At 66.3% G+C, this 20,691-nt stretch carries 16 protein-coding genes; 11 read left to right on the plus strand and 5 right to left on the minus strand.

Annotated elements, in window-relative coordinates; translation table 11 throughout:
- Positions 1-7: 7 nt before the first annotated feature.
- Complete coding sequence (locus HNE04_RS25140) at positions 8-1,120, minus strand: FAD-dependent monooxygenase (RefSeq protein WP_172225761.1); 1,113 nt, start codon at positions 1,118-1,120, stop codon at positions 8-10.
- 34 nt (positions 1,121-1,154) lie between these two features.
- Here HNE04_RS25140 and HNE04_RS25145 point away from each other — a divergent pair, with 34 nt between their 5' ends.
- Positions 1,155-2,018 carry an MOSC domain-containing protein gene (locus tag HNE04_RS25145; RefSeq protein ID WP_172225764.1) on the plus strand — a complete coding sequence of 288 codons (864 nt, stop codon included), beginning with the start codon at positions 1,155-1,157 and terminating at the stop codon, positions 2,016-2,018.
- Here the strand turns inward: HNE04_RS25145 and HNE04_RS25150 are convergent.
- Entirely contained in the window at positions 1,993-3,852 is a 1,860-nt protein-coding gene (locus HNE04_RS25150) for a sensor domain-containing diguanylate cyclase (protein ID WP_172225767.1), read from the minus strand. The genes HNE04_RS25145 and HNE04_RS25150 overlap by 26 nt on opposite strands.
- Before the next feature lie 31 nt (positions 3,853-3,883).
- Between HNE04_RS25150 and ychF the strand changes: the two genes are divergently transcribed.
- Positions 3,884-4,978, plus strand: coding sequence for a redox-regulated ATPase YchF (gene ychF, locus HNE04_RS25155; RefSeq protein ID WP_172225770.1), 1,095 nt, complete (start codon positions 3,884-3,886; stop codon positions 4,976-4,978).
- On the opposite strand, the gene HNE04_RS25160 is transcribed toward ychF, so the two are convergent.
- The gene (locus HNE04_RS25160; protein WP_172225773.1) at positions 4,968-5,447 is read right to left on the minus strand and encodes a YqaA family protein; all 480 of its coding nucleotides are present in this window, start codon (positions 5,445-5,447) and stop codon (positions 4,968-4,970) included. The genes ychF and HNE04_RS25160 overlap by 11 nt on opposite strands.
- A gap of 146 nt (positions 5,448-5,593) precedes the next feature.
- On the opposite strand from HNE04_RS25160, the gene dusB reads away from it, so the two are divergent.
- Genes dusB through purH form a run of 3 tightly spaced genes read left to right on the plus strand, consistent with a single transcriptional unit; the run spans position 5,594 to position 8,444 of the window.
- Complete coding sequence (gene dusB, locus HNE04_RS25165) at positions 5,594-6,640, plus strand: tRNA dihydrouridine synthase DusB (protein ID WP_172225776.1); 1,047 nt, start codon at positions 5,594-5,596, stop codon at positions 6,638-6,640.
- Positions 6,637-6,876 (plus strand): Fis family transcriptional regulator, encoded by a 240-nt coding sequence (locus HNE04_RS25170; protein WP_172225779.1) that lies wholly within the window; start codon positions 6,637-6,639, stop codon positions 6,874-6,876. Before dusB ends, HNE04_RS25170 begins: the two co-directional genes overlap by 4 nt.
- Positions 6,873-8,444: a bifunctional phosphoribosylaminoimidazolecarboxamide formyltransferase/IMP cyclohydrolase gene (gene purH / locus HNE04_RS25175; protein ID WP_172225782.1), complete on the plus strand. Its 1,572-nt coding sequence runs from the start codon at positions 6,873-6,875 to the stop codon at positions 8,442-8,444. Before HNE04_RS25170 ends, purH begins: the two co-directional genes overlap by 4 nt.
- A gap of 51 nt (positions 8,445-8,495) precedes the next feature.
- Here the strand turns inward: purH and hemL are convergent, their stop codons facing one another.
- Positions 8,496-9,812, minus strand: a complete 1,317-nt coding sequence (hemL, locus tag HNE04_RS25180) for a glutamate-1-semialdehyde 2,1-aminomutase (protein ID WP_172225785.1) — start codon at positions 9,810-9,812, stop codon at positions 8,496-8,498.
- Positions 9,796-10,734: a bifunctional hydroxymethylpyrimidine kinase/phosphomethylpyrimidine kinase gene (gene thiD, locus HNE04_RS25185; RefSeq protein WP_172225788.1), complete on the minus strand. Its 939-nt coding sequence runs from the start codon at positions 10,732-10,734 to the stop codon at positions 9,796-9,798. The genes hemL and thiD overlap by 17 nt, the downstream gene beginning before the upstream one ends.
- Before the next feature lie 94 nt (positions 10,735-10,828).
- On the opposite strand from thiD, the gene HNE04_RS25190 reads away from it, so the two are divergent.
- The 6 genes from HNE04_RS25190 (at position 10,829) to HNE04_RS25215 (ending at position 20,671) form a co-directional block, all read left to right on the plus strand.
- Positions 10,829-11,002 (plus strand): rubredoxin, encoded by a 174-nt coding sequence (locus HNE04_RS25190; RefSeq protein WP_172225791.1) that lies wholly within the window; start codon positions 10,829-10,831, stop codon positions 11,000-11,002.
- Positions 11,003-11,071: 69 nt separating this feature from the next.
- Positions 11,072-11,464, plus strand: coding sequence for a response regulator (locus tag HNE04_RS25195; RefSeq protein ID WP_172225794.1), 393 nt, complete (start codon positions 11,072-11,074; stop codon positions 11,462-11,464).
- Complete coding sequence (locus HNE04_RS25200; protein ID WP_141507783.1) at positions 11,464-11,829, plus strand: response regulator transcription factor; 366 nt, start codon at positions 11,464-11,466, stop codon at positions 11,827-11,829. The genes HNE04_RS25195 and HNE04_RS25200 overlap by 1 nt, the downstream gene beginning before the upstream one ends.
- Positions 11,830-11,847: 18 nt before the next feature.
- The gene (locus tag HNE04_RS25205) at positions 11,848-12,378 is read left to right on the plus strand and encodes a chemotaxis protein CheW (protein WP_172225797.1); all 531 of its coding nucleotides are present in this window, start codon (positions 11,848-11,850) and stop codon (positions 12,376-12,378) included.
- A 23-nt stretch (positions 12,379-12,401) separates the two neighbouring features.
- Positions 12,402-14,702, plus strand: a complete 2,301-nt coding sequence (locus tag HNE04_RS25210) for a methyl-accepting chemotaxis protein (RefSeq protein ID WP_172225800.1) — start codon at positions 12,402-12,404, stop codon at positions 14,700-14,702.
- A 56-nt stretch (positions 14,703-14,758) separates the two neighbouring features.
- Positions 14,759-20,671, plus strand: a complete 5,913-nt coding sequence (locus HNE04_RS25215) for a hybrid sensor histidine kinase/response regulator (RefSeq protein WP_172225803.1) — start codon at positions 14,759-14,761, stop codon at positions 20,669-20,671.
- Positions 20,672-20,691: the final 20 nt, after the last annotated feature.

Raw genomic sequence — 20,691 nt, forward strand, 5'->3', positions numbered from 1 at the left:
TTCAAGTTCAAAGGCGGCCCATCGCCTGGCGCGCCACCCAATCCTTCAAAGGCCCGCTGCGATCGAACCCCGTCATGCCCCAATTGCGCAAGGTCGCCCAAGGCTCGGCCTGCTGCGCAAAAAGCTGCTGCAGGCCATCCGTCGCGCCGGCCATCGCCAGCACGTCGGCCTTGCGCGAGCGCTCGAAACGCCGCAACAGCTTCAGATCGCCGACGCTGCGCCAGTACTCGCGCTGGTGCAGCACCTGCGCCAGTTCCCTGGCATCGGCCAGCCCCAGGTTCAGTCCCTGGCCCGCCAGGGGATGCACGGTGTGGGCGGCATCGCCCGCCAGCACCCAACCGGGACCGCACCAGCGGTCGGCCTGGGCCAGCTGCAAGGGCCACGCGGCCCGCTCGCTCGCCAAGCTCAGCTTGCCCAGGGCCCGATGGCTGGCCGCTTCCAGCTGCGCTTCGAAGGCTGCATTGTCTGACGCGAGCAAATCCGTCGCTCGCTGCTCCTCGACTGACCACACAACGGCCACCGAGTTCCCGTTGGCCCCCGGTTCGGACCCGCCTAAGGGCAGAAAAGCCAGGATTTCGCCTTCCGCGAACCACTGCCGCGCCAGCCGGTCATGGGGTTTCTCACAGTGGAGCCGCGCCGCGATGGCGCGCTGCCGGTAAGACGTGACCTCGAACTGGACGCCGAACTCGGCGCGGGCGGTGCTGGCCCTGCCCTCGCAGATCACGGTGAGTGCAGCAGGCGCCGGCGCGTCCAGCCATTCCACCAGCGGCTGGTAGCGCAAGGCATCGGCCAGGCGTTCCTGCAGCCCCTGCACATCGACGATCCAGGCCAGGGCCGGTGCGCCATGGGCTTGGGCATCGAAATGCACCTCGCCGCCCTCGTCGCCGTGCACACGCATGCCCAGTACCGGCGTGGCGTGCTGGGCGTCCGGCCAGGCGCGCAGCATCTCGAGCAAATCCTTGGAGGCGGCATTGAGCGCATAGGCCCGCACATCGCTGGCCGCGCCGCTCGCAGGCGCGGCGTCGCGCACCAGGCCCACGCGCAGCCTGTCGCGCGCCAGCAGCAGGGCCAGGGTCCGGCCGACGACGCCGGCGCCGCGGATACAAACATCGGGGACCATGGGGGGATTGTAGGAGCGGGGCACAATCACGTTCATGAGCTCCTCAATGCCCGACGTCAACACCCGTATCGCCCGCCTGTTCGTGTATCCCGTCAAATCCTGCGCCGGCGTGGAATTGCAGGAAGCCGTGCTCACCGAAACCGGCCTGGACCTGGACCGCGCCTGGATGGTGGTGGACGAAAAAGGCGAATTCGTCAGCCAGCGCGAACTGCCCCGCATGGCCCTGGTGCAGGTGCAGCTGAAGCACTATGAGGTGGTGCTGCGCGCGCCGGGCATGCTGGCCTTGCACCTGTCCATCGATGCCGTGGAGGAACCCGTGAAGGTGCGCGTCTGGGATGACGAAGTCAGCGCTTATGACATGGGCGGCGTCGCTGCGCAGTGGTTCAGCGATTTCCTCGGCCAAAAACTTCGGCTGGTGCGCTTCGATCCCGAGCAGCGACGCCTGTCCAGCCTGAAATGGACCGGCGGCGTGGAGGCGACCAACCAGTTCAGCGATGGCTTCCCCCTCCTGGTCGCGAGCGAAGGATCGCTCACCGAGCTGAATCGCCGGCTGGCTGCGGCCGGGCATGGCCCGGTGGGCATAGAGCGCTTCCGGCCCAACATCGTGCTGGCGGGCCTGGAGGCCCACGATGAAGACCGGCTCGACGTGCTGCGGATCGCCGCCGCGCAGGAGGTTCAGCTGAAACCGGTCAAGCCCTGCCCGCGCTGCCCCATCCCCAACATCGATCCGGCCACGGCCGAAACCGCGACGCATGTGTCCGATACCCTGCAGACCTATCGCAGCAACGAGCTTGTCAATGGCGCCGTGACCTTCGGCATGAACGCCATCGTGCTGCAGGGCATCGACCAGACCCTGCGCGTGGGCCAGTCCGTCACGGCCGACTGGCGATTCGACTGAGGCTGATTCCCGCGGAGACCCTTGCGCCTTCAGGCACTGGCAGCCCGCTGTCCGATTCGAGCATCGACGAGTCCGACTCCATCGGCGCCGGCTGCGTCACCTCGGGCTCGAGGAAGCGGATCGGGCGGCGCGTGCGCGGTGACATGCCGCCCAGCAGCCCGTCGAGCGCATCCGCGAGCTCGGGCGCCTCGGACATCCGTTCGTCGAGCAGTACCGCCGCGATATGGAACTGCAAGGTGACGTCCGGTTTCAGGCCCTTGAGCGGCATCAGGCCCGCGGCGATCAAGCGCGCGGCGCGGTCGGTCACCGCGATGCGCGATGTCACGCCTTCCAGGATCAGGCCGAAGCGTGCCTCGCCGATGCGGCTGACGGTGTCGACGTCGCGCAGCAGCCGGCGCAGCTTGATCACACTGCGCAGCAGGCTTTGCTCGGCCACGGCCGAACCGTAGTAGTCCTTGATGCGCGGGTAGTTGATCAGGTCGATGAACACGACCGCGGCGTTTTCCTTGTCGCGTTTGTGGCGCGCCACCACCTGGCGCAGCCGGTCGTGGAACAGGTGCGGCGCCAGCAGGCCGGTGAGCGCGTCCTGGCTGGAAAGCGCCTGCTCGCGGATTTCCGCCCCGTGCCGCTCGCGCGAGCGGATGTTCAATGCGACCAGCAGTAGCGGCACCTGCAGGGCGGTCGCCACCACCACCGCGTACTGCGTGCCGAACGAGACCGGCAGCCAGCCGAACAAGCGCAGCACGCCCATGCCGATCGCCATCGCGAATGGAGAGTAGGCCACCAGCACCCAGGCGCCCACGATGTCGCCTCGGCGCCAGCCCGCCGTCGCGATCCAGATGTTGGTCAGCGAGGTTGCGGCCAAGTAGGCAGCAACCGCCATCAGACCCACGGGCTTGTCCAACACCGGGTACACGGCGGCCAGCACGATGCCGGCGAGTCCCGCCCAGTACGCCATTTCGTCGATGACCGGATGGCGGGCCGATATCCCGGTGAGGTTGCGCACGAACAGCAGGGCCGCGGCAGCGGCGAGTATGGCCAGGCAGGCTTGGGGCGCATCGCCCAGCGCCCCGAACTCGGGCCAGATCAGGTGCGCCGCCACACCCGTGTAGGCGGTGACGCCCAGCATGGTGACCAGTGCGTACAAGGCGTACCACGCATACACGCGGTCGCGGTACACCAGGGTCTGGGCCAGGCAGGTGGCGATCAGCAGCATCAGTGCGCCGAAGGTGAGGCCCAGCCCCAGGTATTCGATCTGGATGCGCTGGTCGTAGGCCGACTCCGAAATCAGCTGGACCGGGAAGTTGGCGGGGGTGAGATGCTTGATGCGCACATAGACATCGCGAACCTCTCCGGAGGGCAAGTCCAGGCGGAAGTGCGGGTAGCGGCCGGGCTCGGGCCAGGCCGCCACGGCGATCATGTCGCCAGCCGTCTGGCTCAGCCACTGCCCGCGGGCGTCCCGCTGGTAGACGGTCGCGAAATCGAGCACGGGCATCGGCAGAGCCATCAGCCAGCCATTGCGATCGTTGCGGCCGCGCACCAGCCGGTAATGCAACCAGAGGGCACCGTCTTTGCCGAGCGAGTAGATCAGCTCGGCGCGGGCCGGCTGGAACAGCGACGGCCCGCCCTGCAGGGCCTGTTCGAGCGTGGCGGTGCCGCGCGGATCCACCCATGCGCCCGCCAGTCCCTGGGCATCCAGCGGCCCCTGCGTATCGCTGAGCTGCACGGGAGGCGGCGGCTGTCCTTGGGTCGCGGCGGCGGCCCAGCCCGAGAGCAGCAACGCCACCATGCCCGCGCGCAGGGCATCGCGGGCAGCGTGAGCGATGCATCGCATACACTTTCGGGCTTGATTTTCTGGAACTGCCATGAGCTTGAAGTGCGGGATTGTAGGGTTGCCCAACGTAGGGAAATCCACCTTGTTCAATGCGTTGACAAAGGCTGGGATTGCCGCGGAAAACTATCCCTTCTGCACCATCGAGCCCAACGTCGGCATCGTGGAACTGCCCGACCCGCGCCTGGCCAGGCTCTCTGAGATCGTCAAGCCCGAGCGCGTCGTGCCCGCCATCGTCGAGTTTGTCGACATCGCCGGGCTGGTCGCCGGCGCCAGCAAGGGAGAGGGCCTGGGCAACCAGTTCCTGGCGCATATCCGCGAGACCGACGCCATCGTCAACGTGGTGCGCTGCTTCGACGATCCGAACATCATCCACGTCTCGGGCAAGGTCGACCCGGTGTCGGACATCGAGGTGATCCAGACCGAGTTGTGCCTGGCCGACCTGGGGACGGTGGACAAGACATTGCAGCGCTCGATCAAGGCGGCCAAGTCGGGCAACGACAAGGAAGCCGCCAAGCTGGTCAGCGTGCTGACCCGGGTGCAGGCGGCGCTGAACGAGGCGCAGCCGGTGCGCGCGCTCAAGTTCACCGACGAGGAGAAGGCGGTTCTCAAGCCGTTGTGCCTGATCACGGCCAAGCCGGCGATGTTCGTCGGCAACGTCGACGAGGCCGGATTCGAGAACAACCCCTACCTGGACCAGCTGCGCGCCTACGCGGCAACGCAGGGTGCGCCGGTGGTGGTGATCTGCGCGAAGATCGAAGCCGAGATGGCCGACATGAGCGACGAGGACAAGCAGATGTTCCTGGCAGAAATCGGGCAGGAGGAGCCGGGCCTGAACCGCCTGATCCGCGCGGCGTTCAAGCTGCTGGGCCTGCAAACCTATTTCACCGCCGGCGTGAAGGAAGTGCGCGCCTGGACCATCCACATCGGCGACACGGCGCCGCAGGCCGCAGGTGTGATCCACACCGATTTCGAGCGCGGATTCATCCGTGCCCAGACCATCGCCTTCGACGACTTCATCGCCTACAAGGGTGAGCAAGGCTCCAAGGACGCGGGCAAGATGCGCAGCGAAGGCAAGGAATATGTCGTCAAGGACGGCGACGTGCTGAACTTCCTGTTCAATGTGTAGCCGCCGTTGGCCAGACGTACAGCAGCGCGGCGGTCATCGTCACATAGCGCAGGAACTTGCCGATCAGCATGTAGCCCACGCAAGGCCAGAACGGCATCCGCAGCCAGCCGGCCACGGCGCATAGCGGATCGCCGACGATCGGCAGCCACGAGAGCAGGCAAGCCACGGGGCCCAGGCGCTCCAGCCATTCAATAGCCTTCACATGCGAGCGTGAATGGTGGTACTTGTCCACGACCTGATGGGCGCCGTAGCCCATCCACCAGTCCACGGCGCCGCCCAGTGTGTTGCCGGCAGTGGCCACGAAGACGGCGCTCCAGAACAGCTCCGGGTTCAAGCGAAGCAGGCCGTAGAGCACCGCTTCGGATCCCACCGGCACCAGCGTGGCGGAAATGAACGCCGCGACGAACAGCGTGGAGAGCCCGAAACGAGGCAGCGCCAGCAGAGCCAGAATGGGTGCGAGCCAGTCCATCAGTGGGAACTATTCATTGCGCGCCAGTATAGATAGGCAGGCACCGTGAACATGTAGGCGCACAAGCAGTTCTTTATTTCAATGGCTGAAATGCGGCGGGCATACAATCGTGCCTCATTTTTCAGCAGACGCCTTCCTCCCACCGCATGAACATCGGCCCCCACCAACTGACGAACAATCTGTTCGCGGCGCCGATGGCGGGCGTGACGGACCGGCCGTTTCGGCAATTGTGCCGCCAGCTCGGCGCCGGCTATGCCGTGAGCGAGATGGTGACGTCGCGCCGCGAGCTGTGGAACAGCCTGAAGACCTCGCGGCGGGCCAATCACGAGGGCGAGCCCGGCCCGATTGCCGTGCAGATCGCGGGAACCGACGCGGCCATGATGTCCGAGGCGGCGGCGTACAACGTCGAGCGCGGCGCCCAGATCATCGACATCAACATGGGTTGCCCGGCCAAGAAGGTCTGCAATAAATGGGCGGGCTCGGCGCTGATGCAGGACGAGACGCTGGCGGTGGCGATCGCGCGGGCCGTGGTCGAGGCCTGTGCGCTGCACGGCGTGCCGGTCACGCTCAAGATGCGCACCGGCTGGTGCCAGTCGCACAAGAATGCGGTGACGCTGGCGCGCGCCTTCGAGGATGCCGGCATCCAGATGCTGACGGTGCACGGCCGTACGCGCGAACAGGGCTACGGCGGGCACGCCGAATACGACACCATCGCCGCGGTGAAGGCCGCGGTGCGCGTTCCGGTGGTCGCCAACGGCGACATCACCACGCCGGAGAAGGCGCGCGATGTGCTGGCCTACACAAACGCCGACGCGATCATGATCGGCCGCGCCGCGCAGGGCCGGCCCTGGATCTTCCGCGAGGTCGCGCATTTCCTGGCCACCGGCAGCCATCTGGCGCCGCCGCTGGTCGCCGAGGTCAGGCGGCTGCTGCTCGATCATCTGCAGGACCATTACACGCTCTACGGCGAATTCACCGGCGTGCGCAGCGCCCGCAAGCACATAGGCTGGTACGTCAAGACACTGCCGGGCGGCGCGGACTTTCGGGCCCGCATGAACGCCATCGAAGACTGTGCCGGCCAGCTCGGCGCAGTGGCGGAGTTCTTCGACGAACTCGCCGGCGCGATGGACCGCATGCCGGCGCCGGCAAGCCACACGGACGAGGAAGAAGAAGCGGTGGAAACAAACGCATGAGCAAAAAACACATAGAAGAATGCGTGCGCGCCAGCCTGGAAGGCTACTTCCGGGATCTGCGCGGCACCGAGCCCGATGGCATGTACGAGATGCTGGTCAAAGTGGTCGAAAAGCCGCTGCTCGAAGTGGTGATGGCCAAGGCCGACCACAACCAGTCCAAGGCGGCCGAGTGGCTGGGGCTGAACCGCAACACGCTGCGCAAGAAACTCGTAGAACACAGGCTCCTCAAACCATGAACGCACTCATTTCCGTCTCGGACAAGACCGGCATCGTCGAATTGGCGCAGGCGCTGCACGCGCTGGGCATCCGGCTGATATCGACTGGCGGCACCGCCAAGCTGCTGGCCGACCAGGGCCTGCCCGTCACCGAGGTGGCGCAGGTCACCGAGTTCCCGGAAATGCTGGACGGCCGCGTCAAGACCTTGCACCCCAAGGTGCATGGCGGACTGCTCGCCCGGCGCGAGATGCCCGAGCACATGGCCGCCCTCAAGGCCCATGGCATCGACACCATCGACCTGCTGGTGGTCAACCTGTACCCGTTCGAAGCCACTGTGGCCAAGCCCGGCTGCACGCTCGAGGACGCGATAGAGAACATCGACATCGGCGGCCCGGCCATGGTGCGTTCGGCGGCCAAGAACTGGAAGGACGTGGGCGTCCTCACCGATGCCTCGCAGTACCCGGTGGTGCTGCAGGAACTCAAGACCGACGGCAAGCTTTCCGACGCGACCCGCTTCGCCTTGTCGGTGGCGGCGTTCAACCGCATCAGCAACTACGACGCTGCCATCAGCGACTACCTCTCCAGCTTCCAGGAAGGCGGCGCCCGCAGCCTGTTCCCCGCCCAGGCGAATGGCCGATTCGTCAAGCTGCAGGACCTGCGCTATGGCGAGAACCCGCACCAGCAGGCCGCGTTCTACCGCGACCTGCATCCGGCGCCCGGCTCGCTGGTGACGGCGCGCCAGTTGCAGGGCAAGGAGCTCTCTTACAACAACATCGCCGACGCGGATGCGGCCTGGGAATGCGTGAAGAGCTTCGACGGGCCGGCCTGCGTGATCGTCAAGCACGCCAACCCCTGCGGCGTGGCGGTGGGCGCCAACGCCTTCGAGGCCTACGCCAAGGCCTTCAAGACCGATTCGACCTCGGCCTTCGGCGGCATCATCGCGTTCAACCGGACCCTGGACGCCGCGGCCGCGCAGGCCGTGTCCAAGCAATTCGTCGAGGTGCTGATGGCGCCCGACTTCACGACCGAGGCCCTGGAAGTGTTCAAGACCAAGGTCAACGTTCGGGTCCTGCAGATCGCCATGCCCCCCGGCGGCCGCACCGACTGGGACAACGGCCGCAACGCGATGGACGTCAAGCGTGTGGGTTCGGGCCTGCTGATGCAGACTGCGGACAACCGCGAGCTGACCGTGGGCGAGCTGCGGGTCGTGACCAAGAAACAACCGACGGCCGAACAACTGCAGGATCTGCTGTTTGCGTGGAAGGTGGCCAAGTACGTGAAATCCAACGCCATCGTCTTCTGCAAGGACGGCATGACGATGGGCGTGGGCGCCGGCCAGATGAGCCGGCTGGATTCGGCGCGCATCGCCAGCATCAAGGCCCAGCATGCCGGGCTGTCCCTGAAAGGAACGGTGGTGGCGAGCGACGCCTTCTTCCCGTTCCGCGATGGCCTGGACGTGGTGGTCGATGCCGGCGCTGACTGCGTCATCCAGCCGGGTGGCAGCATGCGCGACGAGGAAGTGATCGCGGCGGCCGACGAGCGCGGCGTCGCGATGGTGTTTTCAGGCGTGCGGCACTTCAGGCACTAGATTTGTCATTGCGGACTCGATCCGCAATCCATGGCTGCGATGGACCCCGGGTCAAGCCCGGGATGACAGCGCCTGGAAGACCTCTTTGGCAGCCGAAATTGTTTCCGCGAGGTCGGCCTCGCTGTGCGCCGAACTTACAAACCCGGCTTCGTAAAGGGCCGGCGCGATGTAGATGCCGCGGTCCAGAAGGCCGTGAAACAGGCGGTTGAACAGCGCGCTTTCGGTCTGCATGACCTGCGAATAGTTCTGGGGCAGCTGCGGCAGCAGGAAGAAACCGAACATGCCGCCCTCGCAGTCGGTGCTAAAAGGAATGCTTTCTGCTGAGGCAGCCGCTTTCAGTCCGGCGACAAGTGTTGCTGTTTTCGCCGCCAAAGCATCAAAAAATCCCGCTTTCCGAATTTCTTTCAAAGTGGCCAATCCGCAGGCCGTGGCCACTGGATTGCCCGACAAGGTGCCGGCCTGATACACCGGCCCCTGGGGCGCCAATTGCTCCATGATCGCCCGCGGACCGCCGAATGCGGCCAGCGGCATCCCGCCGCCGATCACCTTGCCCAGCACCGACAGGTCGGGCTTGAAGCCGGGAATCGCCTTGGCGTACAGGCTCTGGGCGCCGCCCAGGGCGACACGGAAACCGGTCATCACTTCATCGAATACCAGCAGCGCGCCGTGCTGGGTGCAGAGTTCGCGGCAACGCCGCATGAAGGGCACGCTGGCGCGCACGAAATTCATGTTGCCGGCGATCGGCTCGATCATCAGGCAGGCGATGTCCTTGCCGTGCAGCGCAAACGCTTCATCCAGCTGCGCCACGTTGTTGTATTCGAGCACCAGCGTGTGCTGCACCACCTCGGCGGGCACGCCGGCGCTGGTGGGGTTGCCGAAGGTGGCGAGCCCGGAGCCGGCCTTCACCAGCAGGGCGTCGGCATGGCCGTGGTAACAGCCCTCGAACTTGATCAGCTTGCTGCGGCCGGTGGCGCCGCGCGCCAGCCGGATCGCGCTCATCGCCGCCTCGGTGCCCGAGCTCACCAGGCGCACCATGTCCATCGAGGGCACCAGGCTGACGATCTCTTCGGCCAGTTCCACCTCGCGCTCGGTCGGCGCGCCGTACGAGAAGCCTTCGAGCACGGCCTTCTGCACCGCTTCGACAACGGCGGGATGGCCGTGGCCCAGGATCATCGGGCCCCAGGAGCCGATGTAGTCGATGTGGCGCTTGCCGTTGGCATCCCAGAAGTAGGCGCCCTGCGCGCGCGCCACGAATCGCGGCGTTCCACCCACGGCCTTGAAGGCGCGCACGGGCGAGTTTACGCCGCCGGGAATGAGCCGCCTGGCGCGCTCGAACAGCTCTTGGTTGCGGTCAGTGCTTGGTGTCATGGGCGGGCATGTCGAAGACCTGCAGGGCCTGCGCTTCTTCGGGTGTGAGCTCTTCGGTTTCGCCTTCGGGCTGGGCCCAGAACAGGCGGTCGGGAACGACGTTGCCCATCCCGGGGCGGAAGCCCGCATCGAGGCAGCGGTCAAGGTAGGCAAGGGCTTCCGTCGCCGCTGCGACCAGGTCCGTGCCGCTGGCGACCAGGGCCGCGAGCGCGGCGGAGAGGGTATCGCCAGCGCCGGAAAACACGGCTTCGAAACGCTCGAATTTCTCGTTGCCCAACACCGCCTGCGGTGTGGACAGGACGTTGTCGATGAACTGTTCGGGCAAGGGGATGCCGGTGACCAGCGTGTAGGGCACGCCCATCTCGGAAGCGGCCTTGGCGATGTCGCGCGCGGTGGGGCTGCGGTCGCTGCTCCAGTCAGGCAACAGCCATCGCCAGAGCGTGCTGTGGTTTCCTACCAACACGGTTGTCTGCGGCAACATGAGCTCGCGAAACGCATCCTGGTACGCATCGATCTGCCCTTCTTCCCACCACGAAAGGTTGGGCATGTAGGCGATGAGCGGGACCTCGGCATAGTCCGCCGCGATCTCCGCGATGGTGCTGATGGCCTCGGGGCTGCCGACGAAACCGACCTTGAAAACCTGCACCGACACGTCCTCGAGGATGGCCCTGGCCTGCTCCGCGATGGCCTCTTCGTCGAAGGCAAAATGGTCGAAAACCTCCGCCGTATCGCGAGCGTACGCGCCGGTTACAACTGGCAGGGCATGAGCGCCGACCGAGGCGATCGCTGTTACATCTGCGGCAAGTCCGCCGGCGCCGCTCGGGTCGCTTGCGTTGAACACGATCACGCACGCGGGATTGCCGCCGTCGTCTTCATCGGCGGTTGCGGAAGTGGGGTCAGTTGCGGGGTTGGGGTTTGTCATAGGCCTGAATCTTCCAGCCGTTGGCACGCTGTGCGATGGCGCGGTGAAGGGCCTCGATACAATCGTTGCATTCTATTCGAAGGCCCTTTAAGCTGTGACCGATACGAAAACTTGGATGTGTCTGATTTGCGGGTGGATTTACGACGAAGCGTCCGGAGCCCCCGATCATGGCATCGCACCCGGGACCCCATGGTCCCAGGTTCCGATGAACTGGACTTGCCCCGAATGCGGTGCCCGCAAGGAAGATTTTGAGATGGTACAAATTTAAAGGGCGGCGTCTGTTACATCTTTGGATGATGCCGCATCCGATGCAGTTACAAATGAGGAGCAGCGTCAAGTGAGCACGACTGGGTTGAAGGTGCTGGTGATCGACGACAGCAATACCATCCGGCGCAGTGCGGAGATATTCCTGAAGCAGGGCGGCCACGATGTTCTCTTGGCCGAAGACGGGTTCGACGCGTTGGCGAAAGTCAACGACTACCAGCCCAACCTGATCTTCTGCGACATCCTCATGCCCCGCCTCGATGGCTACCAGACTTGCGCGATCATCAAGCGCAACGCCAAATTCGCGTCAGTACCGGTGGTGATGCTTTCATCCAAAGACGGCGTCTTCGACAAGGCGCGCGGCCGGATGGTGGGCTCGCAGGATTACCTGACCAAACCGTTTACCAAGGACCAGCTGTTGCAGACCGTGCAGCAGTTCGGGGCCGCAAAAGAAGGAGTGATGTGATGGCTATAAAAAAAGTCCTCGTTGTGGATGATTCCAAGACCGAGTTGATGTTCATGACGGACCTGCTGCAAAAGAACGGCTTCGCCGTGAAGACGGCCGAGAACGCCGAAGATGCGTTCCGCCGCCTGGCAGAGGAAAAGCCCGACCTGATCCTGATGGACGTCGTGATGCCGGGCCAGAACGGCTTCCAGCTCACCCGCGCCATCACCCGCGATCCGCTCTACGCCGACGTGCCGATCATCATGTGCACCAGCAAGAACCAGGAAACCGACCGGGTCTGGGGCATGCGGCAGGGCGCGCGCGACTACATCACCAAGCCGGTGGATGCCGACGAGCTCATGGCCAAGATCAAGGCCCTGAGCTGACACCCACAGCGGCAGACAATGGCCAACCGCGAAGCTCTTAGAGATCTCCAAAGCCGGCTGGCAAGCCGCTTGCAGGCCGCTCGCACTGAAGGCGTGCAGGCCTCGTGGCTGGCCGTGGAATCGGCAGGGGCCAAATACCTGTTCCCGCTCGCGCAGTCGGGCGAGATTTTCCCGTTCGCCAGCGCCCAGCCGGTGCCCTATACCCAGGCCTGGTTCCTGGGCGTGGCCAACCTGCGCGGGGGCCTGTACGGAGTGGTGGACCTGGCCGGCTTCGTCGCCGGCCGCGCGCCCGCCATGCGATCCGATGCGACGCGCGCCGAGTCCCGGCTGGTCGCGCTCAACGCCATGCTCGAAGTCAATTGCGCCCTGCTGATCGATCGGCTGGCGGGCCTGCGCAGCCTTGACGCTTTTTCCTCCTCGAGCGAGCCCCCAGAAGGCTCGCCGGGTTATTTCGGCAGCGGCTACACCGATGCCAATGGCGCGTACTGGCAGGAAATCAACCTCCAGGCGCTGTCGCAACAACCCCAGTTCCTGAGCATCAGCGCTTAAGTATTCCCCGGAAGGCCTGCATCATGTCAGTCGTTGACCAACTCAAAAACCTCTTCTCGAAAAAGTCCGACGAGTCGTCGTCGCTGCAAACCGGCGGCGAGTTGAGCCTGGCGATGCCCGATCGGTCGGTGGACTCCATGGCCACCGGTTCGATGGAGGCGCACAGCAGCAACAACGCCGTCTCGATGGGCCCGGCCGATCCCGACAGCGTGGCCGAGGACGACTCGATCGCGCCCCTGGAAACCGCCGAGGAAGCCGAACTGATCTCGGTGCCGCTGCTTGGGCGGCGCACCACCGTCACGCACCAGCGAATCCTGTTCACCCTGCTGGCCCTGGCCCTGGTGGTCTTGGGCTCGGTGGCCGTCTTCGCGGTGCGCCAGGCGGATACGGTCGCCCAGCAGATGGCCGGTACCGGCCAGTCGTTGATGCAGTCGCAGCGTCTCGCCAAGTCGGTTTCGCAGGCACTGGTGGGTAGCGCGCAGGCCTTCCCCGACGTGAAGGAAAGCGCCGACGTGCTGGCCAAGACGGTGCGCGGGCTGCGCAACGGCGACGAGGCATTGCGCCTGCACCCGGTGCAGTCCGAGTTCCATGAAGACGTCGAGAAGATCGTTCCGCTGATGGAGCGCGCCGAAAAGAACGCCGCCACCGTGATGAGCCAGCAGAAGATCCTGACGCAGGTGGGCAACGCTCTGCGCACGATTAACCGCCAGTCGTCCGACCTGCTGGAAATCGCCGAGACCGTGTCGTCGCTCAAGCTGCAGCAGAACGCGGCCCCGGCGGAAATCTCCGCCGCCGGCCAGCTGGTGATGTTGACGCAGCGTATCGGCAAGTCGGCCAACGAATTCCTGACCATGGAAGGCGTGAGCCCCGAGGCCGTGTTCCTGCTGGGCAAGGACTTGAACTCCTTCAAGGAAATCGCGCAGGGCCTGCTCGATGGCAGCCCCGAGCTGCGGCTGGCCGGCTCCAAGGATCCCCAGACCCGCGAGCGCCTGGAGGCGCTGATGAAGCTATACGAGCAGACCCGCACGCAGGCCGGCGCCATCCTGGGCAACCTGCAGGGCCTGGTGTCCGCACGTGAAGCGCAGGCAGCGATCATTGCCGACAGCGAACCGCTGCGCCGCTCGATGGAAGAGCTGCAGGGCAAGCTGTCCGCGCAGACCGGCCTGGGCGCAGGCGCGCTGACGGCCCTGGGCCTGTCGTCGATCTTCGCCATCCTGTGCGCGGTCGGATTGGCCTATGTGCAGCTGCAGGACAGCCGCAAACGCCAGACGGTGGCCGAACAGCAGCGGCTGGAAGCCGAGCAGCAGGAGCAGGAAGCTAAGCGCGTGAACGACGCCAACCAGGCGGCCATTTTGCGATTGATGAACGAACTGCAGACAGTGGCCGAAGGCGACTTGACGCAGGAAGCCACCGTGACCGAGGACATCACGGGCGCCATCGCCGACTCGGTGAACTACACGGTGGAAGAGTTGCGCCAGCTGGTGGGCAACGTGCAGAACACGGCGACCAAGGTGGCACAGACGACGGCCCAGGTGGAAAGCACGTCCACCGAGCTGCTCGCGGCCTCCACCGAGCAGCTGCGCGAAATTCGCGAAACCGGCCAGTCGGTGCTCGACATGGCCGGCCGAATCAACCAGGTGTCGGGCCAGGCGCAGGAATCGGCCCAGGTGGCGCGGCAATCGCTGCAAGCCGCCGAGTCGGGCCTCGCGGCCGTGCAGAACGCCATCGGCGGTATGAACTCCATCCGCGACCAGATCCAGGAAACCTCCAAGCGGATCAAGCGGCTGGGCGAATCGTCCCAGGAGATCGGCGAAATCACCGAACTGATTTCCGACATTACCGAACAGACCAACGTGCTGGCGCTCAACGCAGCCATCCAGGCGGCGTCCGCCGGTGAAGCCGGACGAGGCTTCTCGGTGGTGGCCGAAGAAGTGCAGCGCCTGGCTGAACGCTCCGCCGACGCCACGCGCCAGATCTCGGCGCTGGTGAAAGCCATTCAGACCGACACGCAGGATGCGGTGGCCGCCATGGAACGCTCCACGCAGGGTGTGGTGGAAGGGGCCAAGCTGTCCGACAACGCGGGTACCGCGCTGACCGAGATCGACCAGGTGTCACGCCGCCTCGCCGAGCTGATTGAGCAGATTTCCGCCTCGGCGTCAAAAGAAGCCGAATCCGCCAACGTGGTGGCCGGCAACATCCAGCACATTTTCGCGGTGACGGAACAAACCGGCGAGGGCACGCGCTCCACGGCGCAGCAGGTGCGTGAGCTCTCGCGCATGGCCGAAGAGCTTCGCCAGTCGGTCTCCCGGTTCAAGATCGCATAAGGCGTTCTTCACTACATAGCAGTTTGCTTCCCGTCCCGTCCTAGCCAGAGCTTTTCATGCAAGCCAACGAAACCGATCTTGATCTGGCAACCAATGACCTGGGCCCCTTGGCCTGGGTGCTGGACGAACTGCGCAAGTCGCTCGACTCCGCGTCCGCCGCGCTGCGCCGATTCGTGCGCGATACCGGCATGGCGCGCGGTTCGGACATGGCTTCGGTCGATGAGGGCCAGCTGCGCATCGCGCGGCAGCAACTGCACCAGGCGGTTGGCGCCCTCGAGATGGTGGGCCTGGGCGCGCCGGCGCACATCCTGCGATCGATGGAAGCGGCTGTGCAGAAGTTCATCGAGCGGCCCGAGCTGTGCAACGAGACCTCTGCCGCCAAGGTGGAACGCGCCGGCTTCGCGCTGACCGAATACCTCGAAGGCGTGCTGCTGGGCAAGCCGGCCACGGCCGTGGCCCTGTTTCCCCAGTACCGCGACGTGCAGGAGCTGGCGGGGGCCGACCGCATTCACCCGGCCGACTTGTGGGCGCTGGAGTGGCGCTGGAACGAACCCCAGACGCCGGCCGTTGCCGAAGCGCTCATCTACGACCAGGCCGTGCGCTCGCGCATGGACCAGGCCGTGCTGAAGCTGGTGAAGACCGGCGACGCCGCCGCTGCAGGCGAACTCGTCAAGGTCAGCCTCTCGCTGGCTGCCACGCAGGCTGCGCGCCAGCCCAAGATTTTCTGGAAGATCTGTGCGGGCTACTTCGAGGCCCTGGCGCTCGGCTTGTTGCCGCTCGATCTGTATGTGAAGCGGGCGGCTTCGCGCGTGCTGCTGCAATATGCGTCGCTCGCCAAAGGCGAGCTCGGCGTGTCCGACAGGCTGGCTCAAGACCTCGTTTTCTTCTGCTCGCAGGCGGTTCCCGCCAGCGCGGCCGATGGCCCGTCGCTCCAGGGTGTGCGCCTGGCCTGGGGCCTGGCGCGATTCGCGCCTGTCGACTACCAGACCGCGCAGTACGGGCGCTTCGATCCCGTGCTGTTGGCCCAGGCGCGCAAGCGCATCGTGGTCGCCAAGGAAACCTGGTCGGGCCTGTCCGGCGGCGACGCCGGAAAGATCAAGGGCGTCGCCGACCAGTTCCACCTGGTGAGCGACTCCCTGGTCAAGCTGCATCCGCCGAGCGGGCCGCTGGCGCAGGCGCTGAACAACGTGGTCGAAGCCGTGGTGAGATCGGCACGTGCGCCCGGCCCCGAGCTCGCCATGGAAGTGGCCACCGCCGTGCTGTACCTCGAGGCGGCGTTCGAAGATCTGGATCCGGCGGACGCACAACTGGCCGCACGTACGGCGCGGCTGGCCGAACGGCTGGACACCGTGCGCCAGGGCGGACAGCCCGAGGCGCTCGAGCCCTGGATGGAGGAGCTGTACCGCCGCGTCAGCGACCGCCAGACCATGGGCAGCGTGGTCGGCGAATTGCGCGGAACGTTGAGCGAACTGGAAAAAGTGCTGGACCAGTTCTTCCGCAATCTCCAGGACAAGACGCCGCTGCGCGACGCGCCGGGCCACCTGTCGCAGATGCGCGGAGTTCTGTCGGTGCTGGGCCTGGACCAGGCGGCCCAGGCCGTGCTGCGCATGCGTGAGGCTGTCGAGGAAATCATGGTCACCGAGATCGACGAGGAGCAGGTCCGCGCGGCAGGCACCTTCGAAAAGCTCGGCAACAACCTGGGCGCCCTCGGTTTCCTGATCGACATGCTCAATTACCAGCCGGCGCTGGCCAAGAAGCTGTTCGTCTATGACGACAGCACCGGCGAGCTCCGGCCCTTGATGGGCCGCGCCGGCCACACGGCGCAAGAAGCGCCGCCGGCGGCGACCAGCGAGCTGTCACTGGAAGTGAATGCTCTTGTGAGCGCCGTGGAACCCGGCGCTTCGCGCGAGAACCTCACGGCGCAGCTCGACGCCATCGCCGCCCATGCGGTGCTGGCCGAGCAGACCGGTATCGCCCATTCCGCCCGTGAGGCGGCCGCGGCCGTGTCGGCGCAGGACACTGGCGCCGCCGTAGCCGCCCTGACCAACCTGGCGGCTGCCGTCAAACCGCCGGCAGCGGTCATGCCGCCAGCGGCGACCGAGCCCGACGTCGAAGAAGACGACCTGCGGGACATCTTCCTGGAGGAGGCGCGGGAAGTCGTGCAAAACGGCCTGACCGCCATCGCGGCCCTGAAGGCCAATCCGGGCGACGCATCCGAGCTGACCACCTTGCGCCGCGCCTTCCATACGCTCAAGGGAAGCTCGCGAATGGTCGGCCTGACCGAGTTCGGCGAAGCCGCTTGGTCGCTCGAGCAGGTGCTCAACACCTGGCTGGCCGACCAGAAGACGGCCACCGAGGATCTGTGCACCTTGTCGGGCGATGCCATGCAAGCTTTCGGCCGCTGGACCGAAGACATTGCCAACCAGACCGATGGCGCCTGGAAGGCCTCCCAGTTCCGTGGGCCGGCCGATGCGATGCGCACCGAAAACCGGCTGGTGCCCCTGGCCATGCCGGCACCCGCCGAGCCGGTTGCCGCCCCCATTGCCATTGAATTCGAGCTGGCGCCCGAAGCCATCGAAGCTTTCTCCTTCGAAGCCACGCAGGTGATTCGCGACGAGCCGCCACTGGCAGCCGAGCTCCCCCCGGCCGAACTGCCGCCGGACTTCGAGTTCGACATGTCTCCCACGGTGACCCAGCCGGCGCCCGCGCCCGTCGAGATCGACGGCATCGACTTCGGCAGCCTCGCCGCCGTCTCGTCCTCGGCGGCCGAGCAGCCGCCAGCGCCCGCCGACGAATTGATCATCGACATGGCAGATTTCGCCATGCCGGAGCCGTCGCCCGAAGCGCCGGCACCCGTGCCCGAGCCGATCGCGCTGGATGACTTCGCGTTCGACCTGGCTGATATGCATCCCGAGCCGGCGGCATCCGAGGCCGACGAACAGGTCAAGGTCATCGGGTCTCTGCGCATCGGCATCCCGCTGTACAACGTGTACCTCAATGAGGCGGACGAATGGTCGCGCCGGCTCGCCACCGAAGTGGCCGAGTGGGCCCTGGAGCTGAACCAGCCGGTGCCGGATTCGACCGTGGGCCTGGCCCACGCCTTGGCGGGCAGTTCCGCCACGGTGGGGTTTCACACGCTTTCCGATGTGGCCCGGGCGCTGGAAAACGCCCTGGAACACACCCAGTCCCTGGCCTATGGCACCGTGCAGCATGGCAAGGCTTTCATCGATGCGTCCGAAGAAATCCGGCGGCTGCTGCACCAGTTCGCGGCCGGCTTCCTGAAAGAGCCCAACACGGGTGTCATCGACGCGCTCCAGGCTTTGAAGGAGCTGCAGATCCCGCAACGCGCGGACCTGCCCGAGGACGAGCCGTTCAGCGATTTCGCCGGTCTCGAACCGCCGCCGCCGCAGGCCGAGCCGATTGTGGTGGCGGCGCCCGTCGTGCGCCCGGAACCGCCCGCCGTGCCGGTCCCGACCGTCGCAGCCCGCGTCGTGCCAGTGTTCACGCCCATGCCGGAGGCGCCGGCGGCCAGTGCCGAGAGCCGCAACGTCGCCGACTTCGGCGACGACCAGGACGACATCGACATCGTCGACGCGATCGACCCCGACCTGCTCCCGATCTTCGAGGAAGAGGCGATCGAGCTCATGCCCCAGCTCGGCGGCGCGCTGCGCCAATGGACGGCGCGGCCCGACAACCGCAGCGCCCGCGACGAAGTGTTGCGGGCCTTGCACACCCTCAAGGGCAGCGCGCGGCTGGCCGGCGCCTTGCGGCTGGGCGAACTCGCCCACCGCCTGGAATCGGCGATCGAGCGCCTGGGCTCCGAGGGAGTGTCCGCGGCGGACGTAGAGCCTTTACTCCACCTCTTCGACGGCATGCAGGGCAACTTCGACGTCCTGCGCGCCAGCGGCGGGCTGCCGGTCGGCGTCGAGGCGCCGCTCCAGCCCGCGGCCGAGGTTGAGATCGATGTGCCCCAACAGGCCACGCCTGTTGCGCCCGGGGCTGAGGCCCCGGCTGCCCAGCCTGGTGCCGCCGCGCCGCCGACGCGGGCGCTGCTGGCCCGGCCCGTGGTCACCAATCTGGCGCCGCAGCGCGCCGCCTCGAACCAGGCTGTGCGCGTTCGCTCGCAGTTGCTGGACCGCCTGGTCAACCAGGCCGGCGAGGTGATGATCACGCGTTCGCGCCTGGAGGCCGAGTTGCGCCAGCTGCGTGGCTCGCTCACCGACCTGACGGGCAACCTGGATCGCCTGCGCGCCCAGTTGCGCGACATCGAGCTGCAGGCCGAGTCGCAGATGCAGTCGCGCCTGGCCCAGGCCAAGGATTCGGCGGCCGGCTTCGACCCCCTTGAGTTCGACCGGTTCACGCGGGTGCAGGAGCTGACCCGCATGATGGCCGAGTCGGTCAACGACGTGGCCACCGTGCAGCGCAACCTGCAGCGCACCGTGGAGTCCACCGAAGACGATTTGATCGCGCAGGCGCGCCAGACGCGCGAACTGCAACGCGACCTGCTGCGCACCCGCATGGTGGAGTTCGAGGGCATCGCCGACCGCCTCTACCGCGTGATCCGCCTGGCTTCCAAGGAAACCGGCAAGCAGGTGAAACTGGACATCACCGGCGGCTCCATCGAAATGGACCGCGGCGTGCTGGACCGGATGACGCCGGCGTTCGAGCACCTGCTGCGCAACTGCGTGGCCCACGGAATCGAGGATCCAGCGGTGCGCGTGGCGGCGGGCAAGGACCCGACCGGCACCATCCTGATCGGCCTGCATCACGAAGGCAACGACGTGTCGGTCGAATTCCGCGACGACGGCGCCGGCCTGAACCTGCCGCGCATCCGCGAGAAGGCCTTGCAGCAGGGCATGATTACGCCGGGCCAGGAGGTGAGCGACCAAGACGCCGCCAACCTGATCTTCCTGCCTGGCTTCTCCACCGCGGCGACCATCACCGAACTGGCCGGCCGAGGCATCGGCATGGATGTGGTGCGTTCCGAAGTCAATGCGCTGGGTGGCCGGATCGAAACGACCACGCAGCCCGGCCAGGGCACCAACTTCAAGCTGGTGCTGCCGCTCACGACGGCTGTGACGCAGGTGGTGATGATCCGCAGCGGCAACCTGTCCATCGGCGTGCCCGCCAACGTGGTGGAAATCGTCCGCCGCGCCCCGGCCAAGGAAGTGCAGCAGGCCTACAACACCGGCTTCTACGAGCTGGGTGGCGACCAATTGCCTTTCTTCTGGTCCGGCGCACTGCTGCAGGCTTCGCAGCGCAGCACCGAGCAGCAGACCAAGACGCTGCCCGTGGTGGTGTTCCGAAGCGCCGCTCAGCGTATCGCCATGCACGTGGACGAAGTGCTGGGCAACCAGGAAGTGGTGGTGAAGAACCTCGGGCCGCAGCTGGCCCGCCTGCCCGGCTTGGCCGGCATGACCGTGCTGGCTTCCGGCGCCGTGGTGCTGATCTACAACCCGGTGGCGCTCACGGCGGTGTACGGCGAGCAGGCACGCCAGCTCAGCGCGGACCATGCCCAGCCCCACATGCTGGAGCAGAGCGGTGCGGGAGCCCGCATGCCGGCCGTGCCGATGGCGCCGGCGGCGCCCCAGATCCCGCTGGTCCTGGTGGTCGACGATTCCATCACCGTTCGCCGCGTGACGCAGCGCCTGCTGCAGCGCGAAGGCTATCGCGTATCGATGGCCGCCGACGGGCTGCAGGCGCTCGAGCGCCTGGCGGAAGAAAAGCCCACTGTGGTGCTGTCGGACATCGAGATGCCGCGCATGGACGGGTTCGACCTGGCGCGCAACATCCGCGGCGATCAGCGGCTGAAAGACCTGCCCATCATCATGATCACCTCGCGCATCGCCGAGAAGCATCGCGAGCACGCCAAGGAACTGGGCGTCGACCACTACCTCGGCAAGCCCTACTCCGAAGAAGAGCTGCTAAGCCTGGTGAAGCATTACTGCGCCGCCGCCATGCTGACCTGATCGCGTGCGGCCGGGGGCTT

The organism is Caenimonas soli (assembly GCF_013155545.1).
Classification (GTDB): Bacteria; Pseudomonadota; Gammaproteobacteria; order Burkholderiales; family Burkholderiaceae_C; genus Ramlibacter; species Ramlibacter soli.